Raw genomic sequence first — 26,546 nt, forward strand, 5'->3', positions numbered from 1 at the left:
CACCACATACGAACCCGAACGGCATGGCGAGTTGGGAAGCAATAGGGCAAATGCCCATTGTCACTCATCAGCACATTTTTTTGAACGTACAAAATTGAGGCAGAGACTACGAGTTACCCATTATGCGAGTATACCGGCGATTTTCAAGCCAGAGTTCTGACTCTCATGACTTGGCAATCACTCAGTAAAGCATACCTTACGGGCGTTACTCACTCAAAATATAACTCCAGCCAATCAGCTGATTACTCATTTCGCTCTGGAATGGGAGATTCACGCGAGGCAAGTAAACAACCGGGTTGTTGCTGAGACTTAAAAATGCAGCCCACCAAGCGAACGTGCTAGTGCCTACTATATAATCTTTACAACAAATCAAGCTCAAAAAATCCGCGATCGCAGGCTTCACTTCATTTCCAAGAAGCCCACAGATTTCAAAATCTTGTCCCTTGAAGACCTCTTTACACCACTCCCTATCATCCGTGAATATCACGAAACGACGACCTTTGAAACTCTTGATTGCTTTTAAATAATAATCCTCGCCCATGACTTTATGACGAGGATCTGTTGATAGTAAAAAATCGCCTCGACGAACATGAACACCAACGCTGCCGGAGTAGAGCTCTCTGCCCTTTGCCAACAATACAGAATTTTTCTGAAGAATCAGCGACTTCAGCTCATCCCTGAAATAAAGAGCGCTTTGGACATACTGAAAGTAACCAAAATGAAATTTCGAATTTATCGCCTGGCAGGCTTGATCAAAGTTGGTATCCGCATCGTAATCATAAAAAAGATGATTACCTAATCGTCTAATATTCAACTTTCTAATTATGAGTCGAATAACCTTTGCAAAAATATTATCCTCAAAAAAAATACAACTTTCCGATGACTGATCATGATCATAATCAATCAGATCCGACAGACGGATACCTCCATGAATCCCCTTACTGAGCAGTCTCTTACTATTACACGCAACCTTAGAACTAGACACAGACTCGATGTACCTGGCCCACGCCAGCTGAAACAGTTGATTTCCCAATCCGCCTTGGAGCATAACGCTAACATGCATATTCATTTGAAAACCCTACGATATCTTTTTATATAAGTCATTACTATAGCCATGACCATCAGCACCATTGAAACTTGCAAGAACTTAAATAAAAACTCATACATGCTTGAGCGCGAAAAATACACGAGATTTGGTAAGACCGAGAGAATCAAAAAAATAACGCCGCCATGGTTCCCACAGGCAGATCTATTGTCTTTATAAAAAGCAACCGCTCCATCTAACGCACGCACCAAACATCCAAAAAGAAGACACCAAAATATATAAAAAACCCATCCCTGATAGTAGGCTTCAGCAAAGAAACTTGTAGAAAAACCACCACTGACAAAGTTTATATGACGAGCCTGATCAACACAGATACCAAAAGCTTCATTCGTCGAGTTCAAACATTCACGCACCGCGTTACCAAAATTAACAGCGCCATATAAAACCTCGAAAGAAGCACCTTGCCCATGCAATGTTTGAGATATCTTATCTACCACTCCAGTAGCGACCTCAAAACCCAATCTATACTCGAGCAATATATTTGCAAAAATCAATGAGCCCAGCCCTAACGCCACTAGAAATATGTAATTGATCCGCCGCTCCAACCCGTATACAAAAACAAACAAAAATAAATAGACAAAAAAATAGCCGCGAAGGCCGATCATTAAAAAGCCTACTGCAAAAAATACCCATATGAACGAAATAATTAAAAGTCGATTAGAGTTTTTTCCAAAAATACCCCACAACAACAAAATATTTTTCGCAATAAAAAATGTTAATATGTGCGCATGAAACTCAGGATTTTCCAATGCTGCGAAATAATCGCCGACCATATACTTGCTAGCTAAAACATAAGACTTGCCCAAAAAGTACATACCACTGCACGACGCAAGAAAAATTATAAAACCACTTGTGAGGCGAGACAAAGTAAACACCGGAAATTCTACCAATGCCCTGGATAGCCTTGAAGTAAGCCTTGAGCTAAAGAAGTGGCCTGAAAATATAAATATACATCCCATCGCCAGGATAACGACAGATTTTCGAACTGAGCTTTCGCCCAGCACTATTCCCGCTTCAACAATGTCTTTATCAAAAATTAATGTCAAAAACGGACGTGCCCACATGAAAAAAAATATCGAAATCGATACCAGCGATGTAATATTTAAAGGGTTCTTGTAAGCCCCCTGAAAACAGAAAAAAACCAAAAGAGCAGTAGTAGAAACCAAAAATATATTAAATAGGAAAGCCTCGACACCACCAGTCTCCTCACTTATCGACAGAGCCACCAAGACAGTCAGTACAAAATTGAACAGCAAAAGAAAACCAAATGCGAGTTCATTCCGCTTGACAATAATCATTAAGCCCGCCTCAAAATAATCTTGGTGGCCGCCTTGATTTTTTTAAGCATAAAAAGCTCAAAAGACTTTACATATAACATATACGAGGGCAGACTTTTTCTCGCCACGACATCTAGTTTTTCAAATACTAGTTCAGCATCAAAAAACTTCGAATATTCGTAGGCAGCATCTGAAAGCTCACTGGCGCTGTTAATAAATTTATCGAGTAAAATATTCATCTGACTTGATGGTTGTACCGGCCTGATGCCTGCGTAACTAAGTTCTCCCAGAGAGTAACCTTTAGACTCTGAAACCCACCTATATGCAGGCGTCTCTAAATCATCTCTGCGAGCTCTAGGAGGAACTACTATAGTGGGAATTTTATTTTTGGCCGATTCTAATGACGACGTTCCCATCGCAAACATCAAGTCGATATTTTCTCTAATAAATCCACTGAGCTTTGCTTTATCAATGAAGGGAATAAGGTGATATTCAATACTTAAATCAGTAGAAACGAGCTCCTTCAAAGCCTCAATAGCATCACCATTTCCGACGATATAAAAAACAATTTTTCCGTAGCGCTTTAATATCTCTTCTTGAAGCGCACGAATATCAAGTATGACTCGCTCCAAAGCATAGAATTTGAAATCCATATCAACGCGACCAACCCACCCTAGCCGAAGAATATTCGTTGGAGCGCTATATTCAAAATATTCAGAAGGACTTTTATCTATGACAATCGGGCAAATCAAATCTTCTAACTTCTGATCAAAACTCAAGCCACCAATATCAGCAAACGCCCCAACCTCGTCAGTAAAAGCTATAGATTTGCTATTAAGAAACGTAGCTAACCCGCGCTGGGATCTTGCCTTCAGCGCCCTTATGACTTTGGCTTTGAGGTTGTTGGAGGTAACGTGCTGGGAGTACTCCTCATCAGCAATGGACACGTATGCGCCGCGAAATGCTGCATACCCCATACACCATATGCAGACATGCTTAAACTTTACAGATGATACTGAAAAAAGCCAAAGCCGGCTGACCTCGGAGGTTGGAAGAAATACAATATCGTATTCCTTCAGACCCGGCCTTTCAGCCGGTGTGATGATATCAACGTAGCAATGGTTTAATTTCAACCAACTACTGAGGCGCGCAAGAAGAAAATCCGTCCCACCAAAACGCCCCTGAGTTAAAATCAATACTGTCGTCTTCACCACAACGCTTTACTCCGACGCTTTTTAAAATAGTTTGAACTAGACTAGTAGCTAATTTTTATTTTCCGTAAAACCCTGTCGATCAACTAATTTACGCCATATAAAAAAAGCCATAACCAGCCAATAAAGAAAGTAGTTCACAGCATGTGCTATTGCGACCCCTTGAAATCCATATATCTTGGTAAAGCCCCATGTAAATGCTACAAAACCAGCTGCAAAAATCACTTCCGAGCAAATAAATAGTTTCATCATGGCTTTACCCAACATAAGATAAGCCAAAACCCACCCCCCTATCTTCAAGGTATCGCCAAGCATTTGCCAGGCAAACAGTTCACGCATAGGTGAAAAATCCCCGGTGAACAATGTAACAATGATAAAGTCTCTCATCAGGTAAATAATCAATGCACTAACAATAGCAATTGGCAAAATGACTCGATACCCTTGTACTATTTCACTCCTGATTTCATTTGCGCCTTTAAGCTCAGACAACCGGGGCAGGTAATACACACTCAATGTGGTTGTCACGAGCATTAAGTACGCAGCACTTAAACGCCACATTGCCTCCCAATAACCAGCCGCCTGCAAACCAAACGTTTCGCCAAGGTAATCACGAACCAGTATATGGCTTACGGGAACACAGGCCGCCGACGTAAACGCCATCAACGCATATTTACTCAAGTTTAGGGCAACGGCAGCGTCAATACCGGAGAAGAAATATGAAACTCTAAACCAAGGAGCTCTATAGCACAGCGCCAGCGTAACAACGAAAGCAAAAGATTGATAAACTGCAAGGGCAATCAAAGCTCCATATAGGCCAAAGTTCATAGCCATGAATGCGGTGATTACAAGTGAAAAAATACTTCCAGCTATATTAGCGAGCACATAGGTTGCTATTTCTTTCCGCCCATTTAGGACAGCCAACAATAGTGCGTTAAACGAAAAAAACACAAGCGAGACCGCAAAGCATATGAATACTCCGCCATACCCCTCGCTGCTCAAAAACCAACTCGACAGTGTTTTGTTACAAAAAATGATGATAAACGCGCTCAGCAAAGACCCTATTAGCGCTATTGTCCCTGCGGTCCCCCATACTTTGCGCTGCGATATGTGATCCCCGACATACTCCGCAGTATATTTTGTGACGCCAGTATTAACTGCACCACTTGCAAATGTCGTGATCATTTGGATAGCGTTCTGAAATTGCCCAAGCGCTGCATATCCACCTGGGCCAACATAGATAGCAAGAACCTTGTTGACCCCCAAAAGTGTCAGCATTTTTATAGCAACGGCAATGCTATTCAACAAGCCTGTGCGTATTAATGTCATTAGATGCTGCCGACCCGAAAGCTGTTACAGGCCGACACAACTTTCCACGCCTCTTCCAAGGTTAAAGTAGGGCCAAGTGGGAGGCTCAAAACTTCATCATGGATCAACTCTGTAATGGGCAATGATAATCCTGACATATGGGTATATGCTTTTTGCTTATGAATCGGAACTGGGTAATGAATGAGTGTTTGAACTCCGTTATCTTGAAGATGTTTTTGTAGTTCATCGCGATGGGCGGTTCGAATGACGAATAAATGCCAGACGTGCTCTGCAAATTCCTGCACGCATTTATCTACTGGCAATGGTAAAATTAGGTTTGGGTTTTTGATACCTTGTAAATATACGTCTACAATCTCACGTCTCCGTGCTGTCTGCGCATCCAGATATTTTAGCTTCACAGACAGCACCGCTGCCTGTAGTTCATCTAAACGACTATTTACCCCTCGATATATATTCTGATATTTTTCATGAGATCCGTAATTACGAAGAGCACGCAACACTTGAACCAGTTCTTCATCGTTCGTTGTAATGGCCCCTGCATCTCCAAGGGCTCCTAAGTTTTTTCCTGGGTAAAAACTAAAACCTGAAGCATCCCCCCAAGCCCCCGCCTTCTTCCCCTGGTGAGTTGCCCCGTGAGATTGCGCGGAATCCTCAAGCACCAATAACCCATGTTTCTTTGCGACTGTAAGCAAAGCTGGCATATCTGTAAGTAACCCATAAAGATGTACAGGTAGCAAAACCTTTGTTCTCAGGGTAATCGCGCTCTCAATATTGCTTACATTTAAATTGTATGTCGCAGGGTCTGGTTCAACCAAAACTGGGACGAGACCGTTTTCAGTAATAGCGAGAACACTTGCTATGTAAGTGTTTGCCGGAACAATTACTTCATCACCATCCCTAAGGCGACCCAGTTCTTTCCAGGCCCGTAACGTCAGGCTTAATGCGTCTAAACCGTTAGCTACTCCAACACAAAATTTAACGCCGCAATATACCGCGAACTCTTGCTCAAAGCGTTGCAACTCAACCCCACCGATATACCAGCCAGAGTCAATTACGCGGGCGCATGCCTCCAGTAACTCACTCCGCATATCGTGATTAATTGTTTTCAGATCTAGAAACTTGATCATACCGTTAGATACCGAATTATTTTAGCTGGATTACCGACTACCACGGAGAAATCAGGCACGTCTTTCGTCACAACGGCGCCTGCACCGACCATAGCGGAACGCCCAATAGTAACGCCAGGCAAGATAGTTGCATTAGCACCGATGCTTGCACCAACCTTCACCGTAATACCTACAAATTTCCCCGGGTAAACTTTCGAACGAGGCATCGAATCATTAGTAAAAGTTGCGTTAGGTCCGATAAACACATTATCTTCAATGCGAGTGCCATCCCACAAAAAGACACCAGACTTCAGAGTCACGTTATCACCAATGACTACATCTCCTTCAACTAGCGTATGCGCGCAAAGGTTGCAACCTTTACCAATCTTCGCGCCCTCAAGCACAACACAAAACTGCCAAACACGTGTACCCACGCCTATATCACTACTTTTTACATCTGCAAGCTCATGTATTTTAGGCATAACTTACAAGACCTATAAACTCTGAATAATCTCGAATATAGTCCTGCTCATTATAATAATCACTGGCCAGGACTAAAAGAACGCAATCTGATGAGAAATCATGCATTTCATGCCATATCATTTTATCGATAAATATTGCCTTACTTGAGCTATTTAATAGAACTTGCTCGCTGGTTATGCCATTATTCATCAACATACGACACTGACCCGAAACACAGATTGCTGCTTGCTGTAACTCTCGATGAGCGTGAAAACCGCGAGATACCCCTGGGCGTGTTCCCATCAGAAAATAAACGCGTTTAATGTCAAACGGCACATTTTTTTGCGCTTCTAAAACTACCAGCTGCCCACGCTCATCGCCTAGAACTTGTAAGTCGACCAAGTCTACCAAACTCATTTAGATCCCTCTCAAAGCAGCTTTCATGTCAATTCGCCAGCACGATGCCAGATCGTAGGGAAATATTTATTATTAGACCACGAAAAACCCCACATGCCAAAAAACCAATGTTCTTTTGCAGCGATGAGTGGGTCGGCTCAAAACAAAATTCCTTGCCGCTGCCCTCTGTCGATTTACCAGTAGTCGCGTCGCTGAGGACACGTGGCGAGTACCGCAGCTCTTGGTGCTGGGGAGCCAGCCCTTCCAGTAGAGAGGTTCCGCTCAGTTTGTATCGACCTCTGTGAAGGGCATCATCGCTTAACTAGCTAAAGGTAGTCACCTAGTCCATACGATGACTTCGGCTATTCAAAGCCGTGGACAAAGCATTTGCTTGAGTCCCGATCATCAAACGACAGCTGCTGCAAGCTCTACTTAGGGCGGGGGAACGCCCCCCCCCCTTCGCCCAACCGGAGATGAATGTAAAACTGGCTGACTTTCGGAATCGCTGACACTGACCACTGGATCTGCTCTTGACCAAAACGATCAGGAGGCAATCTCAGCCACAATACCCTTGAAGTCCTGTACCAAGCTCATCATTGTACCTTTTCGTAGTTTTGGCTGAACGCCCGCGGAACGGCAACTGCTGCGCCAGGCAAAATTTGTAATTCTTTTTCGACAAGACGCCTCGAAATTAGAGTGTAAATAAAAGCAGCGATTACTCCAAGGATCACTCCGAGAAGAAGTCCTGAAGCAACGATGATGGTTTTATCTGGAGAAACTGGACCTAAAGGCTCCAACGCCTCTTTATCTAAAACCACCAATTTCAAAAAGTCCATATTGACATTCAGATTCCGCAGTCGCGCAGCTTCTGCTCTAAGTGGCTCAACACCATCGAGAAAAAGATCTTCATTCTGACGGCTGTTTAGCATTTCAATTTGACGATTGAACTGAAGCAATTGAAGCTCTCTGGCAATCTGAGCAACACGCCCTTCGCTAAAGTCATCGGACTTGCGTCGCAACAGCACTTGCCGTTCTGCCTCCAGAGCCTCAACCCCCATAAAGTATAGCGGGGTTTGCTGACTATTAATTTCTGTTCGCATGACACTCGATGCCGTATTACGCCGAGACTCCTCCATAGAGGAAGGTGTCGTAGGCCTTAGGATGTTCAAAGACTTGGCGATACCAATCGCCTCAGCAAGCTGTTCTATGCGATCATTCCGACGGGTCTTGAGTTCAGCCCTAAGCGCCTTCAGCTCATCTTGAAGCTGAGCTTTTTTCAGGAAGTCCGACTCCGATAACGAAGCAATTTCTGCCTCCTTTCTCCCTGCATAACTGGATCGTGCGGCAGCCAATCTTCCATCCAATTCGCCTAGACGGTTCCTTACAATCACACCCAGATCTGCGGCTACCTGACCACGCGCACTTGATATAGCATAATTAACAAAGCCATTGAGAATAGCCACTCCATCAACCCCCTCGGGGTAACTCATTTCAACTTTTATATAAGAACTTATAATATCTTTCTTACTTGAATCCGGAAAAACAATCACGAATGAATTTCGATTAAACTCTTCAAAACTTTGCTCCAACGTCCGCCCTGGTTTTTCGAATGATTGAAATATGTTTTGATTGGCACGAAAGAAGCTGAGCCGGGTGTCATAAGATTCCAGAGCAGCACCAACTTTAGTCAGAGCGTCCTTTGGCGAAAGCTCATAAATTTTTGATCGATTTAAAGCATCAAGTTCATTAATGGCAGCAGGGCGCAGGATACTAGATACCTTATATTCAGGAGTGATCGTGAAGGCATAGACACCCGAAAGCAATGTCACGATCAACGCTACTGTGCAGACTATAAACTTCTGCCGCCATACAGACAGGAAAATGGCGTATAGGTCAATTTCATCCGCAGGGGGAGTTGGGGGGGTACGAAAATTACTACTCACAACAAAAACCTGCCTTCAAAGAGAAACTGCGGGCTCGTTATGCAGACTATTTCATGTGTTTTTTATCTTAGTTATATGACCGCCAAAACCCAGCGTCTCTGCCAAATTTTGAGCGCACAAAATGCCCGTTATCGAGAACAGATTTCATTTTGCCATCTCTCTGACATATTACAAGTCTTGACAGAGCCGTCAGATTTTTCCCAAACAGGCACATCAACCCGCCAGAGGCCATGTCTGAAAAAGCTGAAAGCGCAAAGGAAATTCCGAATTGTCGAGTTAAACTCAATGAATCCGGGGATGGGAACTACTCGAGGATGACCGCATCATTACAGGAAAGAGGCGAAACCGATGAGCCATATCAAGGCAGTTTTCTGACGAACGGCTGCTAAACGTGCGCTCACGCGGTTTACTAAAGAGAGAGAGCCCCCCCTAGGCGCGCCCTGCTGGGACCGACCCATGACGCCTAGTGCGCACCAGCACACCTAACAACGGCCCTATCAGCATACCGAGAATCAACGCCACGATCACAAATACCGACACCGGCAGCGGCCCAGTCGCCATCCCTAGGAACGAGAGAGACACGCCCTGCTGATTCTCCAGCACAAACGCCAACACCACTAGCGAAACCACCAGCACCGCCAGCACCACAACAACGCGTTTAACTCCGCGCATAACCTTCTCCTACCCCAAAAACACTCAGACGCCTTCTTCCTCTTCTTCGTTCACCCGATCGCGCAATTCCTTGCCCGGCTTGAAGTGAGGTACGAACTTACCGTCGAGGCTGACGGACTGGCCGGTTTTTGGATTACGGCCCACACGCGGTGCGCGATAGTGAAGCGAAAAGCTCCCAAACCCACGGATCTCAATCCGATCCCCGGTCGCCAGGCACTGGGACATTTGCTCAAGCATGGTCTTGATAGCCAGCTCGACATCCTTGGATGAGAGCAGCCCTTGATGGGTGACAATTCGTTCGATCAACTCCGACTTCGTCATATTTTTCCCTTCTTTTTCAAGCAGCTAGGAAAAGCGCTTCGAAGGTTTTAGCATGACTTGATGAATTTGAACAGCCCACCGAACAACTTATCCGCAGGATAGGTGGCAACCGGCTATAGGCGTATTCCGACCTCAATTACAGATGACCAGCATAGTGCGGGTTACAGCGCCGGCAGGGTTCCAACCGAACAGATAGTCACCCTCTTCGTCCTTGGCGTCGCTGGACCTGGTGATCACCTTATAGCCCTGCATCTTACACTCACGGGCAGCGCGCCTCTCGCACTTCTCCCAGCGATTGCCAAGGCCCGAGCAATCGATCTCAATGCCGCTGACGCCGCGCTTGGCGTGGGTTTTAGCGCTGGTGGAGGAGCAACCGGCGAGCACTATCATTGCAAGTATTACGATAAGCCTGTTCATTCAAATCCTTACTGAAACAACAACACAAGAACCGCATTTTTCTTAAGACTATAGTGAGTTCTGACACTGAGCTGTATGCCTTGGTTCTAGGTTGTTGATTCAACGAATTTCAGGCACAAAAAAGGGCGACCGAAGTCGCCCTTTTTTATGGTCTGACAGAACTTAGTTCTGTTTTTCCATTTGTGCACGCAACAGGTCGCCCAGAGTGGTAGGACCAGCAGCGATGCTATCCGAAGGCTTGTCTTTCAAGCTCTGGATGGCTTCTTTCTCTTCAGCATCGTCTTTCGACTTGATGGAGAGCTGGATTACACGGCTCTTGCGGTCAACGCTGATGATCTTGGCTTCTACTTCCTGGCCTTCTTTCAGAACGTTACGCGCGTCTTCAACGCGGTCACGGCTGATTTCGGAGGCTTTCAGAGTCGCTTCGATATCGTCGGCCAGAGTGATGATGGCGCCTTTAGCGTCAACTTCCTTCACGATGCCTTTAACGATTGCGCCTTTGTCGTTGTCCTGAACGTACTCAGAGAACGGGTCGCTTTCCAGTTGCTTGATACCCAGGGAGATACGCTCGCGCTCTGGGTCAACCGACAGGATAACGGTGTCCAGCTCGTCGCCCTTCTTGAAACGACGAACAGCTTCTTCGCCCACTTCGTTCCAGGAGATGTCGGACAGGTGAACCAGGCCGTCGATGCCGCCGTCCAGACCAATGAAGATACCGAAATCGGTGATCGACTTGATGGTGCCGGAGATTTTATCGCCCTTGTTGAACTGGCCAGAGAAATCTTCCCATGGGTTAGATTTGCACTGCTTGATGCCCAGGGAGATACGACGACGCTCTTCGTCGATGTCCAGAACCATAACTTCCACTTCGTCGCCGACTTGTACGACTTTCGAAGGATGAATGTTCTTGTTGGTCCAGTCCATTTCGGAAACGTGTACCAGGCCTTCCACGCCTTCTTCCAGCTCAGCGAAGCAGCCGTAGTCGGTCAGGTTGGTAACACGCGCGGTTACGCGAGTGCCTTCTGGGTAACGGGCTTTGATAGCAACCCATGGATCTTCACCCAGTTGCTTCAGGCCCAGGGAAACACGGTTGCGCTCGCGATCGTATTTCAGAACCTTGACATCGATCTCGTCGCCAACATTGACGATTTCGGAAGGATGCTTGATACGCTTCCAAGCCATGTCGGTAATGTGCAGCAGGCCATCCACGCCACCCAGGTCGACGAATGCGCCGTAGTCGGTGAGGTTTTTGACGATACCTTTGACTTGTTGGCCTTCCTGCAGGGATTCCAGCAGAGCTTCACGCTCGGCGGAGTTCTCTGCTTCCAGGACGCTGCGACGGGAAACGACAACGTTGTTGCGCTTCTGGTCGAGCTTGATGACCTTGAATTCGAGTTCTTTGCCTTCCAGGTGCGTGGTGTCGCGCACTGGACGAACGTCGACCAAAGAACCTGGCAGGAACGCACGGATGCCGTTAACGTCGACAGTGAAGCCGCCTTTAACCTTACCGTTGATAACGCCCTTGACCACTTCTTCAGCTGCGAAGGCTGCTTCGAGAACAATCCAGCATTCAGCGCGCTTGGCTTTTTCACGGGACAGCTTGGTTTCACCGAAACCGTCTTCAACCGAGTCCAGAGCAACGTGAACTTCGTCACCGACATTGATTGTCAGATCACCAGCATCGTTGTAGAACTGTTCCAGCGGGATCAGAGCTTCAGACTTCAGACCAGCGTGAACGGTTACCCAGCGAGCTTGGTAATCGATATCAACGATAACACCGGTGATGATGGAGCCTGCCTGAAGGTTCAGGGTTTTTAGGCTTTCTTCAAAGAGTTCCGCAAAGCTTTCGCTCATTTTAATTCCTGTTGATAAGGGCGAAGAATACGCCCATCTCCACACCCCAGACGGTGTGGGTCAGTTTCAATTAAAAGAAGCACCACAGGACTATGACTGGTCCCCTGCGGCCTTCTTGGTCACCCTGCGATATCGCGAATGGCGATCTCGCTCAAGATGCGTTCCAGCACCTGCTCGATGGACAGCTCCGTGGAATCCAGCTGTATGGCATCAGCCGCCGGCTTGAGCGGGGCTACTGCGCGCTGGGTATCACGCTCATCGCGTGCACGGATCTCATCTAGCAGACTCGACAGACTAACACCATCGACTTTGCCCTTCAACTGCAAGTAGCGGCGGCGAGCCCGCTCCTCGGCGCTGGCGGTCAGGAAAATCTTCAATGGCGCCTCGGGAAACACCACGGTTCCCATATCGCGGCCATCGGCCACCAGGCCCGGCGGCTCCTGGAAAGCCCGCTGGCGCTGCAACAATGCGTCCCGCACCGCTGGCAGCGCGGCAACCTGGGAGGCCCAGGAGCCAACTTGCTCATTGCGCAGGTCATCGGTCACATCGTCCCCTTCAAGGATGATGCGCTGGGGATGCCCTTCCGTCGCGCCGACGAACTGTACATCGAGGTGCGCCGCCAGCAACTTCAGGGATTCCTCGTTGGTCAGGTCGACGCCATGGTTGCGTGCGGCGAATGCCAGCAGGCGGTACAGCGCGCCGGAATCCAGCAGGCACCAGCCCAGGCGCTTGGCCAGGATGCCGGCGATCGTGCCTTTGCCCGAGCCGCTTGGCCCGTCGATGGTAATCACCGGTGCTTTGATATTCACAATTGAGCCTCTTGGGCAACACGGATGCCGACTTGGGCACACAGTGTAAGAAAGTTCGGAAAAGACGTAGCAACATTGGCGCAGTCACGGATACGAATCGGCGCCGCCGCCCGTAGGGAAGCCACGCTGAATGCCATGGCAATCCGGTGATCGCCATGGGCATGTACGTCACCGCCACCCATCGGGCCACCGTCAATGATAATCCCATCAGGCGTCGGTTCACACGTCACGCCCAGTGCCAGCAGACCATCGGCCATGACCTGAATACGGTCGGACTCCTTCACGCGCAGCTCTTCAGCGCCGCGCAACACGGTCCGCCCTTCGGCACAGGCCGCCGCAACGAACAGCACCGGGAACTCGTCGATCGCCAAAGGCACCAGTGCCTCGGGAATTTCAATACCTTTCAACGCCGCGGCACGTACACGCAGGTCAGCCACCGGCTCGCCACCCACTTCACGCGGATTTTCCAAGGTAATGTCCGCCCCCATCAGCCGCAGAATGTCGATCACGCCGGTGCGGGTCGGGTTGACACCCACGTGCTCCAGCAACAACTCGGAGCCTTCGGCAATCGAAGCCGCCACCAGGAAAAACGCCGAAGAGGAAATATCCCCCGGCACTTCAATATGCGCCGCAGCCAGCGCATGGCCCGACTCAACCGACGCTTTAGCCCCCACCACATCAACCGGATAACCAAAACCGCGCAACATGCGCTCGGTATGATCACGGGTCGGCGCAGGCTCGGTCACCGAGGTCTTGCCCTCGGCGTAAAGCCCGGCCAGCAACAGGCAGGATTTAACCTGCGCACTGGCCATCGGCATCGAATAATCGAAACCTTTGAGCACCTGCCCCCCCCGGATAGTCAGGGGCGGACGCCCTTCCGGGCCGGTCTCGATCACCGCACCCATTTCCCGCAACGGCTTGGCCACGCGGTTCATCGGACGCTTGGACAGGGAAGCGTCGCCCGTCAGCACGCTGTCGAAGCTCTGCGCAGCCAGCAAACCGGACAGCAGGCGCATGGAGGTGCCCGAGTTTCCGAGATAGATCGGCCCCGGTGCGGGCTTCAAACCATGCAGCCCCACGCCGTGGATGGTCACGCGCCCATGGTGCGGCCCTTCAATCACCACGCCCATGTCGCGAAACGCCTGCAAAGTCGCCAGGGCGTCCTCGCCTTCAAGGAAACCTTCGACTTCCGTCACACCCTCAGCCAACGAACCGAGCATGATCGACCGATGGGAAATCGACTTGTCGCCCGGCACCCGAATGCTTCCGCTCAAGCGGCCGCCCGGGCTGGCGAGGAAGGTCAGGTCATCAGCGTTCACAGCGGTTTCCATATACGCCCGGCGCGCCAGGATCTTGCTGAAATGCTCACGCGCCACCCGCGCACGGGTGAACACGCCCAATAATTGATGGCCATCCCCGGCGTCGACCGCATCGCGCAAGGCGTCGAGGTCGCTGCGGAAGGTGTCCAGGGTGCGCAACACCGCTTCGCGATTGGCGAGGAAGATGTCGTGCCACATCACCGGGTCGCTGCCGGCAATCCGCGTGAAGTCGCGGAAGCCACCGGCGGCGTAACGGAAAATCTCGAGGTTCTCGTTGCGCTTGGCCAAAGAATCCACCAGGCCAAACGCCAGCAAATGCGGCAGATGGCTGGTCGCGGCCAGCACTTCGTCGTGACGCTCGACCTGCATGTGCTCGACATCCGCACCCAACTCGCGCCACAGGCGATCGACCACCGCCAGCGCCGCCGGATCGGTTTGCGCAAGCGGCGTCAGGATCACTTTGTGTCGACGGAACAGCTGCGCATTCGACGCCTCCACCCCGCTTTGCTCCGAACCGGCAATCGGATGACCCGGCACGAAGCGCGTCGGCATGCCACCAAACGCCTGCTGCGCCGCGCGCACCACATTACCCTTGGCACTGCCGACGTCCGTCAGAATCGCCTGGCCCAGGTCCATACCCGCCAACACGGCGAGCAATTTCTCCATGGCCAGGATCGGCACGGCCAGCTGGATCACATCCGCGCCCCGGCAGGCGAGCGCCAGGTCCGCTTCACAGCGATCCACCACGCCCAACTCGACCGCCAACTGGCGCGATTGCGGGTCCAGGTCCACACCGACCACTTCGCCACACAGCCCGCTTTCACGCAGGCCTTTGGCGAAGGAGCCGCCGATCAACCCCAGGCCGACCACCACCAGGCGACCGATCATAGGCACAGCAGGTTGCAATGCAGTGACATCAACCACGAGCCAGAACCTTGGCCAGCGCCTCCAGGAAGCGACTGTTTTCAGCCGGCAGACCGATGGTGATGCGCAGGTGATTCGGCATGCCGTAGTTGGCCACCGGACGCACGATCACACCTTCACGCAACAAGCCCTGGAATACCGGAGCGGCCACCTGACCGAGGTCGACGCAGATGAAATTACCCTTGGACGGAACCCAGCCCAGGCCCAGCTCGCGGAAGCCTTCCTGCAACTGCAGCATGCCGCTTTCGTTGATACGACGACCTTGCTCCAGGTACTCGGTATCCTTCACCGCCGCACAGGCCGCGGCCAGGGCCAGGCTGTTGACGTTGAACGGCTGGCGCACGCGGTTCAGCACATCGGCAACCACCGCAGTGGACAGGGCGTAGCCCACGCGCAGCGATGCCAGGCCGTAAGCCTTGGAGAAGGTGCGCGACACCAGCAGGTTCGGGTACGCGGCCAGGAAATCGAGGCCGTTCGGCAGGTCGCTGCCTTCGGCGTACTCGATGTAGGCCTCGTCCAGCACCACCAGCACGTGCTCGGGCACGTCTTGCAGGAAGTCGTTCAGCGCCTGGGCGTCGAACCAGGTGCCGGTCGGGTTGTTCGGGTTGGCGATGAACACCACGCGGGTCCGGGCATCGATGGCTGCCAGCATGGCCGGCAGGTCATGGCCCCAATCCTTCGCCGGAATGATGCGCGCATCGGCACCGACGGCCTGGGTCACGATCGGATAGACCGCGAAGGCGTGCTCACTGAACACAGCGTTCAAGCCCGGCGCCAGGTAGGCACGGCCGACCAGCTCGAGAATGTCGTTGGAACCGTTGCCCAGGGTCACCTGGTTCAGCTCGACGCGGCATTTTTCCGCCAGCAACGACTTGAGCGCGAAGCCGTTGCCGTCCGGATACCGGGTCAGCTCAGCCAGCTCTTCACGGATCGCCGCCAGGACTTTGGGGCTAGGGCCCAGCGGGTTCTCGTTGCTCGCCAGCTTGACGATTTTCGAAGGATCCAGGTTCAACTCACGCGCCAGCTCGTCCACAGGCTTGCCCGGAACGTAAGGCGACAGTTGTTGCACGCCCGGCTGCGCCAGGGCGAGGAAGTTGCCACTCATGTTAAAGCCTCACAAAACCGCTTTCGGGTAAGAGCCCAGCACCTTGAGTGCCACGGCTTCCTGACTGATTTTCTCGAGCACGCCCTTGACCAGTGGGTCGCGGTGATGGCCGATGAAGTCGATAAAGAACACATAAGTCCATTTACCGCTGCGCGAAGGACGAGTCTCGATGCGCGTCAGGTCAATCCCGTTGTCGTGGAACGGCACCAGCAGCTCATGCAGTGCGCCGGGCTTGTTGCTCATGGACACGATGATGGAGGTCTTGTCGTCACCGGTCGGCGGTACTTCCTGGCTGCCGATCATCAGGAAGCGCGTGGAGTTGTCCGGGCGGTCCTCGATTTTCTCGGCCAGGCGCGTCAGGCCGTACAGACCCGCCGCCATATCGCCAGCGATGGCTGCCGAATTCCACTCACCCTTGACCCGCTTGGCGGCTTCGGCGTTGCTGGAGACCGCCACGCGCTCGACATTCGGGTAATGCGCATCCAGCCACTTGCGGCACTGGGCCAGCGACTGGGCGTGGGAGTAGATGCGACTGATGCTGTCGGTCTTGGTGTTCTCACCCACCAGCAGGTGGTGGTGGATGCGCAGCTCGACTTCGCCACAGATCACCATGTCGTGCTCGAGGAAGCTGTCCAGCGTGTGGTTGACCGCGCCTTCGGTGGAGTTTTCCACCGGCACCACGCCAAAGTTCACCGCACCGGCCGCCACTTCACGGAACACTTCGTCGATCGCCGCCATTGGCTTGCTGATCACCGCGTGGCCGAAGTGCTTCATGGCCGCCGCCTGGGTAAAGGTGCCTTCCGGGCCGAGGTAGGCCACTTTCAGCGGCTGCTCCAGCGCCAGGCACGAGGACATGATTTCACGGAACAACCGCGCCATCTCTTCGTTGCCCAGCGGGCCCTTGTTGCGCTCCATCACACGCTTGAGCACCTGGGCTTCACGCTCGGGCCGATAGAACACCGGCACTTCGCCTTCGGCCAGGGACGCCATCTTCACCCTTGCCACTTCCTGGGCGCACCGCGCGCGCTCACTGATCAGCTCCAGAACTTTCTCGTCCAGGCTGTCGATGCGTACACGCAGGGCCTTGAGTTCTTGCTCAGACATTAGCCGTGTTCCTTTTCGAACTCTGCCATGTAGGCAACCAGCGCGTTGATCGCGTGGATGTCGACGGCGTTGTAGATGGAGGCGCGCATGCCACCCACCGAGCGGTGACCCTTGAGGTTCAGCAGGCCACGCGCGTCGGCACCGGCCAGGAACGGCTTGTCCAGGCGGTCGTCAGCCAGGCGGAACGGCACGTTCATCCACGAGCGGTCGGTCAGGTTGATCGGGTTGCTGTACAGGCCGCTGGCGTCGATGAAGTCGTACAAGACGCGCTTCTTCTCTTCGTTGAGCTTGCCCATCGCAGCGACACCGCCCTGCTCTTTCAGCCACTCGAAGACCAGGCCGGACAGGTACCAGGCGAACGCCGGCGGGGTGTTGTACATCGAGCCGTTATCCGCCGCGACCTTATAGTTGAGCATGGTCGGGCACAGCGAACGGGCACGGCCCAGCAGGTCTTCGCGGATGATGTTGACCAGGATGCCGCTCGGGCCGATGTTCTTCTGCGCGCCAGCGTAGATCATGCCGTACTTCGACACATCGATCGGGCGCGAGAGGATGTCCGAGGACATGTCGCACACCAGCGGCACGTCGCCCACTTCCGGCACCCAATCGAACTCCAGGCCGCCAATGGTTTCGTTGGCCACGTAGTGCACGTAGGCAGCGTCCTTCGACAACTTCCACTCGTTCTGACCCGGAATGGCGAAATAGTCGTAAGGCTTGGCGGTGCCCGCCACATTGACGTGACCGTAACGGGAAGCCTCTTCAATGGCCTTCTGGCCCCAGATACCAGTGTCGATATAGTCGGCAGTGCCGTCTTCCGGCAGCAGGTTCAGCGGGATCTGGGCGAATTGCTGGCTGGCGCCGCCCTGCAGGAATAGCACTTTGTAGTTGGAAGGGATGTCCAGCAAGTCGCGCAGATCCTGCTCGGCCTTGGTGGCGATGGACACGAACTCATCGCTGCGATGGCTCATTTCCATCACGGAGAGGCCTTTTCCATGCCAGTCGAGGAGTTCACCCTGCGCACGCTGCAGGACTGCTTCAGGAAGCGCCGCGGGACCGGCACAGAAGTTATAGGCTCTCTTGCTCACATCCAATCTCACTCTGATCTGGTGGGGCTGCAATCATGTTCGGCAACGCTCCGCTTCCGGAGCGGACCGTTGTGGAAGCTGGCTTGCCTGCGATACAGGCGCCTCGGTAAGTCAGTGATACCGTGGTGATGCCATCGCAGGCAAGCCAGCTCCCACATGTTTCAAAGGGGACAAACAACAAGGGGGCGAATCTTCATCCGCCCCCTGTGTGTCCGCTTATTCCTGCGGTTCTTCTTCGTCTGCGGCAGCGTCGAGGGTTGGCTCGTCGACGTTGTCATCGCCTGCTGCGATCACCTCGCCTTCAAACTCCTCGCCTTCCAGCTCTTCGCCTTCGACTTCCGATGGCTCCTGGACACGCTCCAGGCCGACCAGTTTTTCGTCCTTGGCCAGCTTGATCAGGGTCACGCCCTGGGTGTTACGGCCCAGGCTCGACACTTCAGCCACACGGGTACGTACCAGGGTGCCCTGGTCGGAGATCAGCATGATTTCCTCGCCGTCGAGCACCTGCACCGCACCGACCAGACGGCCGTTGCGGTCGTTGCTGACCATGGCGATCACGCCTTGGCCGCCACGCTTGTACTCCGGGAACTCGCTGATGGCGGTGCGCTTGCCATAACCACGCTCGGAAGCGGTGAGGATCTGGCTGCCTTCTTCCGGGATCAGCATCGAAATCAGCTTCTGCCCTTCCGGCAGGCGCATGCCGCGCACACCGCGGGCAGTACGGCCCATGGCACGAACGTCGGATTCCTTGAAGCGCGTTACTTTACCGCCGTCGGAGAACAGCATGACTTCACGCTCGCCGTCGGTGATGGCAGCGGAGATCAGCACGTCGCCTTCGTCCAGCTCCAGGGCGATCAGGCCCACGCTGCGCTGGCGGCTGAAGGATTCCAGCGGGGTCTTCTTCACGGTGCCTTTGGCGGTGGCCATGAAGATGAAGTGACCTTCGGTGTATTCCTCGACCGGCAGCATGGTGGTGATGTATTCATCACTGTCCAGCGGCAGCAGGTTGACCAGTGGGCGACCACGGGCGGCACGGGACGCTTCCGGGATTTCGTAGGTCTTGAGCCAGTACACCTTGCCCTTGCTGGAGAACAGCAGCAGCGTGGTGTGGCTGTTGGCAACCAGCAGGTGAGCGATGTAGTCCTCATCCTTCACGCCGGTAGCCGATTTACCTTTACCACCACGACGCTGGGCCTGGTACGCAGCCAGCGGCTGGGTCTTGGCGTAGCCACCGTGGGAGATGGTTACCACGCGCTCCTCTTCCGGGATCATGTCACCCAGGGTCAGGTCGAGGCGTGCATCGAGAATCTCGGTGCGACGCACATCGCCGTATTCGGCGCGGATCACTTCCAGTTCTTCGCGGATCACTTCCATCAGGCGCACGGCGCTGCTGAGGATGCGGATCAACTCGCCGATCTGATTGAGGATCTCCTGGTACTCGGCCAGCAGCTTCTCGTGCTCCAGGCCAGTCAGGCGGTGCAGGCGCAGTTCCAGGATGGCCTGGGCCTGTTCCGGCGACAGGAAGTACTTGCCTTCACGCAGACCGTATTGCGGGTCCAGGGTCTCCGGACGGCACGAGTCGGCGCCGGCACGTTCAACCATCGCCACCACGGCGCTGGATTCCCAAGGGGTGCTGATCAACGCTTCCTTGGCTTCCGACGGGGTTGGCGAGGCCTTGATCAGAGCGATCACCGGGTCGATGTTCGACAGCGCAACTGCCTGGCCTTCCAGGATGTGGCCGCGCTCGCGGGCCTTGCGCAGTTCGAACACGGTACGGCGGGTGACCACTTCGCGACGGTGACGCACGAAGGCTTCCAGCAGGTCCTTGAGGTTCAGGATGCGCGGGCGGCCATCGATCAGTGCAACCACGTTGATACCAAACACGCTTTGCAGCTGGGTCTGGGCGTAGAGGTTGTTGAGGATCACCTCAGGCACTTCGCCACGACGCAGCTCGATCACCACGCGCATACCGTCTTTGTCGGACTCGTCGCGCAGCTCGGTGATGCCTTCGAGCTTCTTCTCTTTGACCAGCTCGGCGATCTTCTCGATCAGACGTGCCTTGTTCAGTTGGTACGGCAGCTCGGTGATGACGATCTGCTGGCGGCCACCGACCTTGTCGATGTCTTCGATGATCGAGCGGGCACGCATGTAAATGCGGCCGCGACCGGTGCGATAGGCTTCGATGATGCCGGCGCGACCGTTGATGATCGCGGCGGTCGGGAAGTCCGGGCCGGGGATGTATTGCATCAGCTCATCGACGGTCAGCTCGGGGTTGTCGATGAGGGCCAGGCAACCGTCGATGACTTCACCGAGGTTGTGCGGCGGGATGTTGGTCGCCATGCCCACGGCGATACCGCTGGAACCGTTGACCAGCAGGTTGGGGATCTTGGTCGGCATGACGGCCGGGATCATTTCGGTGCCGTCGTAGTTCGGCACCCAGTCCACGGTTTCTTTATGCAGGTCGGCCAGCAGTTCGTGCGCCAGCTTGGTCATGCGCACTTCGGTGTATCGCATGGCCGCGGCGTTGTCGCCGTCGACCGAACCGAAGTTGCCCTGGCCGTCTACCAGCAGGTAGCGCAGGGAAAACGGCTGGGCCATCCGAACGATGGTGTCGTACACCGCAGTGTCGCCGTGAGGGTGATACTTACCGATCACGTCACCGACAACACGGGCAGATTTCTTGTACGGCTTGTTCCAGTCGTTACCCAGCTCGCTCATCGCGAACAGCACACGCCGGTGCACGGGCTTCAAGCCATCGCGCGCATCAGGCAGTGCCCGACCGACAATTACGCTCATCGCGTAGTCGAGGTAGGACTGTTTCAGCTCGTCTTCGATATTGACCGGGAGGATTTCTTTGGCCAGTTCGCCCATGAGAAGCCTGATTCCTTTTTCGGGTGAAACCTCGTCACATCCATATGGGACGAACGAAGCTCGCCGCTGCCGGCAGAGTGCCTGACAACGACTTACGACAAATCAACGAGTTATGACACGGATCTGCACGTTATAGGCCACCCCTCGGGGCAGCCCTGGAAACCGCCGGATGTTATCACAATCGCCGCCACGCACCTATCCCCCTGATGCGCATGGAGCATAGTAAGTTGACGGATGACAGGCTTGAGGGCGACGAGAGGGGCTCAGAGCTGGAACCAAGCCCGATTTCGGGGGGAAATTGGCTTAGTGCAAGCGCTTACGACACATCAACCTGGCCAGCTTGGCGGTGTCCGGCCGTTCGACCACGCCTTTTTCGGTCACGATCACATCGATCAGGTCGGCCGGGGTCACGTCGAACACCGGATTGAAGGCCGCCACATCGGCCGCGAAGCGCTGGCCGGCGACTTCCAGCAACTCACCGGCCTCGCGTTCTTCCAGCGCTACCTCATCGCCAGTGGCCATCATCAGGTCCAGGGTGGAACTCGGCGCCACCACCATGAAACGCACGCCGTGGTGCATCGCACACACGGCCAACTGGTAAGTGCCGATCTTGCTGATCACATCGCCGTTGGCGGCAATGCAGTCGGCGCCGACAATCACCCAGGTCACGCCTTTGGTCTTGAGGATATGCGCACCGGCCGAGTCGGCATTCACCGTCACCGGGATGCCCTCGCCCGCCAGCTCCCAGGCGGTCAGCCGCGAGCCTTGCAGCCAGGGCCGGGTTTCATTGGCGTAGACCTGCTCGACCATGCCTTCGAGGTAGGCCGCGCGAATCACCCCGAGCGCCGTACCGACACCGCCGGTCGCCAGGGCGCCAGCGTTGCCGTGGGTGAGGATGGCCTGGGCGTTGCCCTGGTGCTTGCGGATCAGCTCGACGCCCAGCTGGGCCATGGTCAGGTTGGCTTCGCGGTCACTCTCATGGATGGCGATGGCTTCCGCTTCCAGCACCGCCACAGGGTCGGCGTGCTTTTTGACGCGGTCGAGCCGGTCACGCATGCGCTTCAAGGCCCAGAACAGGTTCGACGCGGTGGGGCGGGCATCGGCTAACAATGCGTAGTCTTCTTCCCACGCTGCCTGCCAGTCACCGCCCTCGGCGATCCGCTCGCGGGCGGCCAGCACCAGGCCATATGCGGCGCTGATGCCGATGGCCGGCGCACCGCGCACTACCATCGAGCGAATGGCTGCAGCCACTGCATCGACCGTCACGCAGGCCACCCAGCTTTCCCGGGACGGCAAGGCACGCTGATCAAGCAGGTACAGTGCGCCATCACGCCAATCGATGGCCTTCACTTTCTCCGCTGCCAACAGTCGATCGCGCATCCCTTACTCCGCACTCATAAACAAAGCCGCCGATTATAGCGATCCGCCAGCCAGGACGCTCGGGTATACTTCGCCCTTCTTTTATAGCTGCCTGGGAAGAAGCCTGCGATGACTGCCACTGCCGCCCCGCTCGACTTACTGTTGCTGCCGACCTGGCTGGTACCTGTCGAACCCGCCGGCGTGGTGCTCAAGGAACACGGCCTGGGCATCCGCGATGGGCGCATTGCGTTTATCGGGCCTCGCCAGGCGGCGTTGAAGCTGACCGCCAAGGAGACCCGCGAACTGCCGGGCATGTTGCTCAGCCCCGGCCTGGTCAACGCCCACGGGCACGCGGCGATGAGCCTGTTTCGCGGCCTGGCCGATGACCTGCCGCTGATGACCTGGCTGGAAAAACACATCTGGCCCGCCGAAGCCAAGTGGGTCGATGAAGCGTTCGTGCGTGACGGCACCGACCTGGCCATCGCCGAACAGCTCAAGGGCGGCATCACCTGCTTCTCCGACATGTACTTCTACCCCAAGGTCGCCAGCGACTGCGTGCACAACAGCGGCATGCGCGCACAGATCGCGATTCCGATCCTCGACTTCCCGATCCCCGGCGCCGGCAGTGCCGACGAGGCGATTCGCCAGGGTGTCGAGCTGTTCGGCGACCTCAAGCACCACCCGCGCATCAAGATCACCTTTGGCCCCCACGCGCCCTACACCGTGTGCGATGACAACCTGGAAAAAATCCGGGTGATCGCCGAAGAGCTGGACGCCGCGATCCATATGCATGTTCACGAAACCGCCTTCGAAGTGCAGCAAGCGGTCGAGCAGACCGGCGAGCGCCCGCTGGCGCGCCTGGGGCGCCTGGGGCTGCTGGGCCCGCGCTTCCAGGCCGTTCATATGACCCAAATCAGCGAGGACGACCTGGCTTTGCTGGTAGAAAGCAACACCAGCGTCATCCATTGCCCGGAATCCAATCTGAAACTGGCCAGCGGCTTTTGCCCGGTGGAGCGTCTGTGGCAGGCTGGCGTGAATGTGGCCATCGGCACCGATGGCGCCGCCAGCAACAATGACCTTGACCTGTTGGGCGAAACGCGTACGGCGGCGATGCTGGCAAAGGCCGTCGCCGGTTCGGCCACCGCACTCGATGCCCATCGCGCCCTGCGCATGGCCACCCTCAATGGCGCGCGAGCCATGGGCCTGGAAAGCGAGATTGGCTCGCTGGAAGTCGGCAAGGCGGCGGATATCGTTGCTTTCGATCTGTCGGGGCTGGCGCAACAACCGATCTATGATCCGGTCTCACAGCTTATATATGCCACCGGACGCGATTGCGTGAAACACCTTTGGGTCGCTGGCAAGCAATTGCTCGACGACCGGCAATTGACCCGCATGGATGAACAACAGTTGACCGCCACGGCCATCGCCTGGGGCCAACGCATCAGCGGGCATAGCGAATAACGACGGCCTTGAGCCCTGGCGTTCAAGACCGACAAACCGATTTATCAGATTCAGAGGATTCACCATGAGCAACGTCGACCACGCCGAAATCGCCAAATTCGAAGCCCTGGCTCACCGCTGGTGGGACCGCGAAAGCGAGTTCAAGCCTTTGCACGACATCAACCCGCTGCGGGTCAACTGGATTGACGAACGCGTCAACCTGGCCGGCAAAAAGGTACTGGACGTCGGTTGCGGCGGCGGCATCCTCAGCGAAGCCATGGCCCAACGCGGCGCGACTGTGATGGGCATCGACATGGGCGAAGCGCCCTTGGCCGTGGCCCAATTGCATCAACTGGAGTCCGGGGTGAGCGTGGAATACCGCCAGATCACCGCCGAAGCCCTGGCCGAAGAGATGCCCGAGCAGTTCGACGTGGTCACCTGCCTGGAAATGCTGGAACACGTGCCCGACCCGTCCTCGGTGATCAGCGCCTGCTTCCGCATGGTCAAGCCCGGCGGCCAGGTGTTCTTCTCCACCATCAACCGCAACCCCAAGGCTTACCTGTTCGCGATCATCGGCGCCGAATACATCATGAAGCTGCTGCCGCGCGGCACCCATGACTTCAAGAAATTCATCCGTCCGTCCGAGCTGGGTGCGTGGAGCCGCCAGGCCGGGCTGACCGTCAAGGACATCATCGGCCTGACCTACAACCCGCTGACCAAGCACTACAAGCTGGCCAACGATGTAGACGTCAACTACATGATCCAGACCCTGCGCGAGGAGTGAGCCTGTGAAGTTGCGAGCGGTTCTCTTCGATATGGACGGTACCCTGCTGGATACCGCGCCGGACTTCATCGCGATCTGCCAGGCGATGCGCGCCGATCGCGACCTGCCGCCGATCAACCCCCAGCACATCCGCGATGAAATCTCCGGCGGTGCGCGGGCAATGGTTGCGGTGACCTTCTCGATGGACCCGGAATCCCCAGGCTTCGAAGAACTGCGCCAGGAATTCCTCGAGCGCTACCTCAAGGGCTGCGCGGTCCACAGCAAGTTGTTCGACGGCATGGCGCAGCTGCTCGAAGACATCGAGAAGGCCAAGCTGATCTGGGGCGTGGTCACCAACAAGCCCCTGCGTTTTGCCGAGCCGATCATGCAGCAACTCGGCCTGGCCGAACGCTCGGCACTGCTGATCTGCCCGGACCACGTGAAAAACAGCAAGCCGGACCCGGAGCCGATGATCCTGGCCTGCAAGATGCTCGGCCTGGACCCGGCCAGCGTGCTGTTCGTGGGCGATGACCTGCGCGACATCGAGTCCGGCCGCGACGCCGGCACCCGCACGGCGGCGGTCACTTACGGCTACATCCACCCGGACGACAACCCACGCCATTGGGGGGCCGATGTGGTGGTGGATCACCCGCTGGAACTGCGCAAGGTGCTGGATAACGCACTGTGCAGTTGCTGATTACTCAACGCCCCCACCCTCTATGAAGATCCAATGTGGGAGGGGGCCCGCCCCCGATAGCGGTGTGCCAGCCCGCACCTCTAGGACTGATAGGCCCTCATCGGGGGCAAGCCCCCTCCCACTGGGGATCTTCAGTGTTTTCGGAGTTGGGGTTCAAAAGCTGCTGAATTCTGTCGAGGCTATTTATGTTTGATTACTCTGCACGTCCAGAACTGCTCAAGGGCCGGGTGATCCTGGTCACCGGCGCCGGTCGCGGGATTGGCGCGGCGGCGGCGAAAACCTACGCCGCCCACGGCGCTACCGTGCTGTTGCTGGGCAAGACCGAAGCCAACCTTGCCCAGGTATATGACGAGATCGAAGCCGCAGGCCAACCACAGCCGGTGGTGATCCCCTTCAACCTGGAGACCGCCCTGCCCCATCAATACGATGAGCTGGCGGCAATGATCGAAAAAGAATTCGGCCACCTCGACGGCCTGCTGCACAACGCCTCGATCATCGGCCCGCGTACGCCGCTCGAACAGTTGTCCGGCGAGAACTTCATGCGGGTGATGCACGTGAACGTCAACGCGATGTTCATGCTGACCAGTACCTTGTTGCCGCTGCTCAAGCTGTCGAAGGATGCCTCGGTGGTGTTCACCTCCAGCAGCGTCGGCCGCAAGGGCCGGGCCTATTGGGGAGCTTATGGCGTGTCGAAGTTTGCGACTGAGGGCCTGATGCAAACCCTGGCGGACGAACTCGAAGATGTAGCGGCGGTTCGCTCGAACAGCATCAACCCCGGCGGCACCCGCACCAGCATGCGCGCCCAGGCGTATCCGGGGGAAAACCCGATGGAACGGCCGGCGCCGGAAGAGATCATGCCGGTTTACCTCTACCTGATGGGGCCGGACAGTGCCGGCATCAACGGCCAGGCGTTCGACGCGCAATAACCGGCACATTGTAAAACCAAATGTGGGAGGGGGCTTGCCCCCGATAGCGGTGGG

At 54.9% G+C, this 26,546-nt stretch carries 23 protein-coding genes; 4 read left to right on the top strand and 19 right to left on the bottom strand.

Annotated features, from left to right (window positions below; all coding sequences use genetic code 11):
* Nucleotides 1–205: 205 nt before the first annotated feature.
* The 19 genes from BM026_RS03695 to mtnA form a co-directional block, all read right to left on the bottom strand.
* Nucleotides 206–1,069, bottom strand: coding sequence for an alpha-1,2-fucosyltransferase (locus BM026_RS03695; RefSeq protein WP_093527378.1), 864 nt, complete (start codon nt 1,067–1,069; stop codon nt 206–208).
* Nucleotides 1,066–2,403 carry a hypothetical protein gene (locus BM026_RS03700; RefSeq protein ID WP_093527380.1) on the bottom strand — a complete coding sequence of 446 codons (1,338 nt, stop codon included), beginning with the start codon at nt 2,401–2,403 and terminating at the stop codon, nt 1,066–1,068. Before BM026_RS03700 ends, BM026_RS03695 begins: the two co-directional genes overlap by 4 nt.
* A complete protein-coding gene (locus BM026_RS03705; protein ID WP_139217535.1) occupies nt 2,403–3,593 on the bottom strand; it encodes a hypothetical protein in 1,191 nt (396 codons plus the stop codon). Before BM026_RS03705 ends, BM026_RS03700 begins: the two co-directional genes overlap by 1 nt.
* A 51-nt stretch (nt 3,594–3,644) precedes the next feature.
* Complete coding sequence (locus BM026_RS03710; RefSeq protein WP_092247566.1) at nt 3,645–4,919, bottom strand: O-antigen translocase; 1,275 nt, start codon at nt 4,917–4,919, stop codon at nt 3,645–3,647.
* On the bottom strand, nt 4,919–6,046 hold the full coding sequence (locus BM026_RS03715) for a DegT/DnrJ/EryC1/StrS family aminotransferase (RefSeq protein WP_093527384.1): 1,128 nt from the start codon (nt 6,044–6,046) through the stop codon (nt 4,919–4,921). The genes BM026_RS03710 and BM026_RS03715 overlap by 1 nt, the downstream gene beginning before the upstream one ends.
* The gene (locus tag BM026_RS03720; protein ID WP_093527386.1) at nt 6,043–6,507 is read right to left on the bottom strand and encodes an acyltransferase; all 465 of its coding nucleotides are present in this window, start codon (nt 6,505–6,507) and stop codon (nt 6,043–6,045) included. The genes BM026_RS03715 and BM026_RS03720 overlap by 4 nt, the downstream gene beginning before the upstream one ends.
* On the bottom strand, nt 6,500–6,904 hold the full coding sequence (locus BM026_RS03725) for a sugar 3,4-ketoisomerase (protein ID WP_093527388.1): 405 nt from the start codon (nt 6,902–6,904) through the stop codon (nt 6,500–6,502). Before BM026_RS03725 ends, BM026_RS03720 begins: the two co-directional genes overlap by 8 nt.
* Nucleotides 6,905–7,476: 572 nt before the next feature.
* Nucleotides 7,477–8,826: a Wzz/FepE/Etk N-terminal domain-containing protein gene (locus BM026_RS03730; RefSeq protein WP_093527390.1), complete on the bottom strand. Its 1,350-nt coding sequence runs from the start codon at nt 8,824–8,826 to the stop codon at nt 7,477–7,479.
* Nucleotides 8,827–9,255: 429 nt separating this feature from the next.
* Complete coding sequence (locus BM026_RS03735) at nt 9,256–9,498, bottom strand: lipopolysaccharide assembly protein LapA domain-containing protein (RefSeq protein ID WP_092247552.1); 243 nt, start codon at nt 9,496–9,498, stop codon at nt 9,256–9,258.
* A gap of 24 nt (nt 9,499–9,522) precedes the next feature.
* On the bottom strand, nt 9,523–9,819 hold the full coding sequence (gene ihfB, locus BM026_RS03740; protein ID WP_003189779.1) for an integration host factor subunit beta: 297 nt from the start codon (nt 9,817–9,819) through the stop codon (nt 9,523–9,525).
* Between the two features lie 132 nt (nt 9,820–9,951).
* On the bottom strand, nt 9,952–10,236 hold the full coding sequence (locus BM026_RS03745) for a hypothetical protein (RefSeq protein ID WP_071489068.1): 285 nt from the start codon (nt 10,234–10,236) through the stop codon (nt 9,952–9,954).
* Between the two features lie 162 nt (nt 10,237–10,398).
* The gene (gene rpsA, locus BM026_RS03750; RefSeq protein WP_071489067.1) at nt 10,399–12,090 is read right to left on the bottom strand and encodes a 30S ribosomal protein S1; all 1,692 of its coding nucleotides are present in this window, start codon (nt 12,088–12,090) and stop codon (nt 10,399–10,401) included.
* A 119-nt stretch (nt 12,091–12,209) separates the two neighbouring features.
* Nucleotides 12,210–12,899, bottom strand: a complete 690-nt coding sequence (gene cmk / locus BM026_RS03755; RefSeq protein ID WP_003172653.1) for a (d)CMP kinase — start codon at nt 12,897–12,899, stop codon at nt 12,210–12,212.
* Nucleotides 12,896–15,106 (bottom strand): bifunctional prephenate dehydrogenase/3-phosphoshikimate 1-carboxyvinyltransferase, encoded by a 2,211-nt coding sequence (locus BM026_RS03760; protein ID WP_256575498.1) that lies wholly within the window; start codon nt 15,104–15,106, stop codon nt 12,896–12,898. Before BM026_RS03760 ends, cmk begins: the two co-directional genes overlap by 4 nt.
* A 28-nt stretch (nt 15,107–15,134) precedes the next feature.
* Complete coding sequence (hisC, locus tag BM026_RS03765) at nt 15,135–16,247, bottom strand: histidinol-phosphate transaminase (RefSeq protein ID WP_093527394.1); 1,113 nt, start codon at nt 16,245–16,247, stop codon at nt 15,135–15,137.
* Between the two features lie 9 nt (nt 16,248–16,256).
* Entirely contained in the window at nt 16,257–17,351 is a 1,095-nt protein-coding gene (gene pheA / locus BM026_RS03770; protein ID WP_003172650.1) for a prephenate dehydratase, read from the bottom strand.
* On the bottom strand, nt 17,351–18,436 hold the full coding sequence (gene serC / locus BM026_RS03775) for a 3-phosphoserine/phosphohydroxythreonine transaminase (RefSeq protein WP_093527396.1): 1,086 nt from the start codon (nt 18,434–18,436) through the stop codon (nt 17,351–17,353). Before serC ends, pheA begins: the two co-directional genes overlap by 1 nt.
* Nucleotides 18,437–18,652: 216 nt before the next feature.
* The gene (gene gyrA / locus BM026_RS03780) at nt 18,653–21,307 is read right to left on the bottom strand and encodes a DNA gyrase subunit A (protein ID WP_010211963.1); all 2,655 of its coding nucleotides are present in this window, start codon (nt 21,305–21,307) and stop codon (nt 18,653–18,655) included.
* Between the two features lie 303 nt (nt 21,308–21,610).
* Nucleotides 21,611–22,687 (bottom strand): S-methyl-5-thioribose-1-phosphate isomerase, encoded by a 1,077-nt coding sequence (gene mtnA, locus BM026_RS03785; protein WP_093527398.1) that lies wholly within the window; start codon nt 22,685–22,687, stop codon nt 21,611–21,613.
* 108 nt (nt 22,688–22,795) lie between these two features.
* Here mtnA and BM026_RS03790 point away from each other — a divergent pair, with 108 nt between their 5' ends.
* The 4 genes from BM026_RS03790 to BM026_RS03805 all read left to right on the top strand — a co-directional run bounded on the left by BM026_RS03790 (nt 22,796) and on the right by BM026_RS03805 (nt 26,492).
* A complete protein-coding gene (locus BM026_RS03790) occupies nt 22,796–24,127 on the top strand; it encodes a TRZ/ATZ family hydrolase (RefSeq protein WP_093126483.1) in 1,332 nt (443 codons plus the stop codon).
* 64 nt (nt 24,128–24,191) lie between these two features.
* Nucleotides 24,192–24,890: a bifunctional 2-polyprenyl-6-hydroxyphenol methylase/3-demethylubiquinol 3-O-methyltransferase UbiG gene (gene ubiG, locus BM026_RS03795; RefSeq protein WP_071489061.1), complete on the top strand. Its 699-nt coding sequence runs from the start codon at nt 24,192–24,194 to the stop codon at nt 24,888–24,890.
* Nucleotides 24,891–24,894: 4 nt separating this feature from the next.
* Nucleotides 24,895–25,566: an N-acetylmuramic acid 6-phosphate phosphatase MupP gene (gene mupP / locus BM026_RS03800; RefSeq protein WP_058424511.1), complete on the top strand. Its 672-nt coding sequence runs from the start codon at nt 24,895–24,897 to the stop codon at nt 25,564–25,566.
* Nucleotides 25,567–25,751: 185 nt separating this feature from the next.
* On the top strand, nt 25,752–26,492 hold the full coding sequence (locus tag BM026_RS03805; RefSeq protein WP_071496681.1) for a YciK family oxidoreductase: 741 nt from the start codon (nt 25,752–25,754) through the stop codon (nt 26,490–26,492).
* Nucleotides 26,493–26,546 lie beyond the last annotated feature (54 nt).

Origin of the sequence: Pseudomonas sp. NFPP24 (genome assembly GCF_900112095.1) — a bacterium.
GTDB lineage: Bacteria > Pseudomonadota > Gammaproteobacteria > Pseudomonadales > Pseudomonadaceae > Aquipseudomonas > Aquipseudomonas extremorientalis.

Coding starts and splice junctions, on each gene's coding strand:
- BM026_RS03745 (WP_071489068.1), bottom strand. CDS start 10,236: ATGAACAGGCTTATCGTAATACTTGCAATGATAGTGCTCGCCGGTTGC.
- BM026_RS03725 (WP_093527388.1), bottom strand. CDS start 6,904: ATGAGTTTGGTAGACTTGGTCGACTTACAAGTTCTAGGCGATGAGCGT.
- BM026_RS03720 (WP_093527386.1), bottom strand. CDS start 6,507: ATGCCTAAAATACATGAGCTTGCAGATGTAAAAAGTAGTGATATAGGC.
- BM026_RS03760 (WP_256575498.1), bottom strand. CDS start 15,106: ATGATCGGTCGCCTGGTGGTGGTCGGCCTGGGGTTGATCGGCGGCTCC.
- hisC (WP_093527394.1), bottom strand. CDS start 16,247: ATGAGTGGCAACTTCCTCGCCCTGGCGCAGCCGGGCGTGCAACAACTG.
- rpsA (WP_071489067.1), bottom strand. CDS start 12,090: ATGAGCGAAAGCTTTGCGGAACTCTTTGAAGAAAGCCTAAAAACCCTG.
- ihfB (WP_003189779.1), bottom strand. CDS start 9,819: ATGACGAAGTCGGAGTTGATCGAACGAATTGTCACCCATCAAGGGCTG.
- BM026_RS03710 (WP_092247566.1), bottom strand. CDS start 4,919: ATGACATTAATACGCACAGGCTTGTTGAATAGCATTGCCGTTGCTATA.
- BM026_RS03700 (WP_093527380.1), bottom strand. CDS start 2,403: ATGATTATTGTCAAGCGGAATGAACTCGCATTTGGTTTTCTTTTGCTG.
- pheA (WP_003172650.1), bottom strand. CDS start 17,351: ATGTCTGAGCAAGAACTCAAGGCCCTGCGTGTACGCATCGACAGCCTG.
- BM026_RS03695 (WP_093527378.1), bottom strand. CDS start 1,069: ATGAATATGCATGTTAGCGTTATGCTCCAAGGCGGATTGGGAAATCAA.
- BM026_RS03805 (WP_071496681.1), top strand. CDS start 25,752: ATGTTTGATTACTCTGCACGTCCAGAACTGCTCAAGGGCCGGGTGATC.
- BM026_RS03715 (WP_093527384.1), bottom strand. CDS start 6,046: ATGATCAAGTTTCTAGATCTGAAAACAATTAATCACGATATGCGGAGT.
- mtnA (WP_093527398.1), bottom strand. CDS start 22,687: ATGCGCGATCGACTGTTGGCAGCGGAGAAAGTGAAGGCCATCGATTGG.
- BM026_RS03735 (WP_092247552.1), bottom strand. CDS start 9,498: ATGCGCGGAGTTAAACGCGTTGTTGTGGTGCTGGCGGTGCTGGTGGTT.
- BM026_RS03790 (WP_093126483.1), top strand. CDS start 22,796: ATGACTGCCACTGCCGCCCCGCTCGACTTACTGTTGCTGCCGACCTGG.
- gyrA (WP_010211963.1), bottom strand. CDS start 21,307: ATGGGCGAACTGGCCAAAGAAATCCTCCCGGTCAATATCGAAGACGAG.
- ubiG (WP_071489061.1), top strand. CDS start 24,192: ATGAGCAACGTCGACCACGCCGAAATCGCCAAATTCGAAGCCCTGGCT.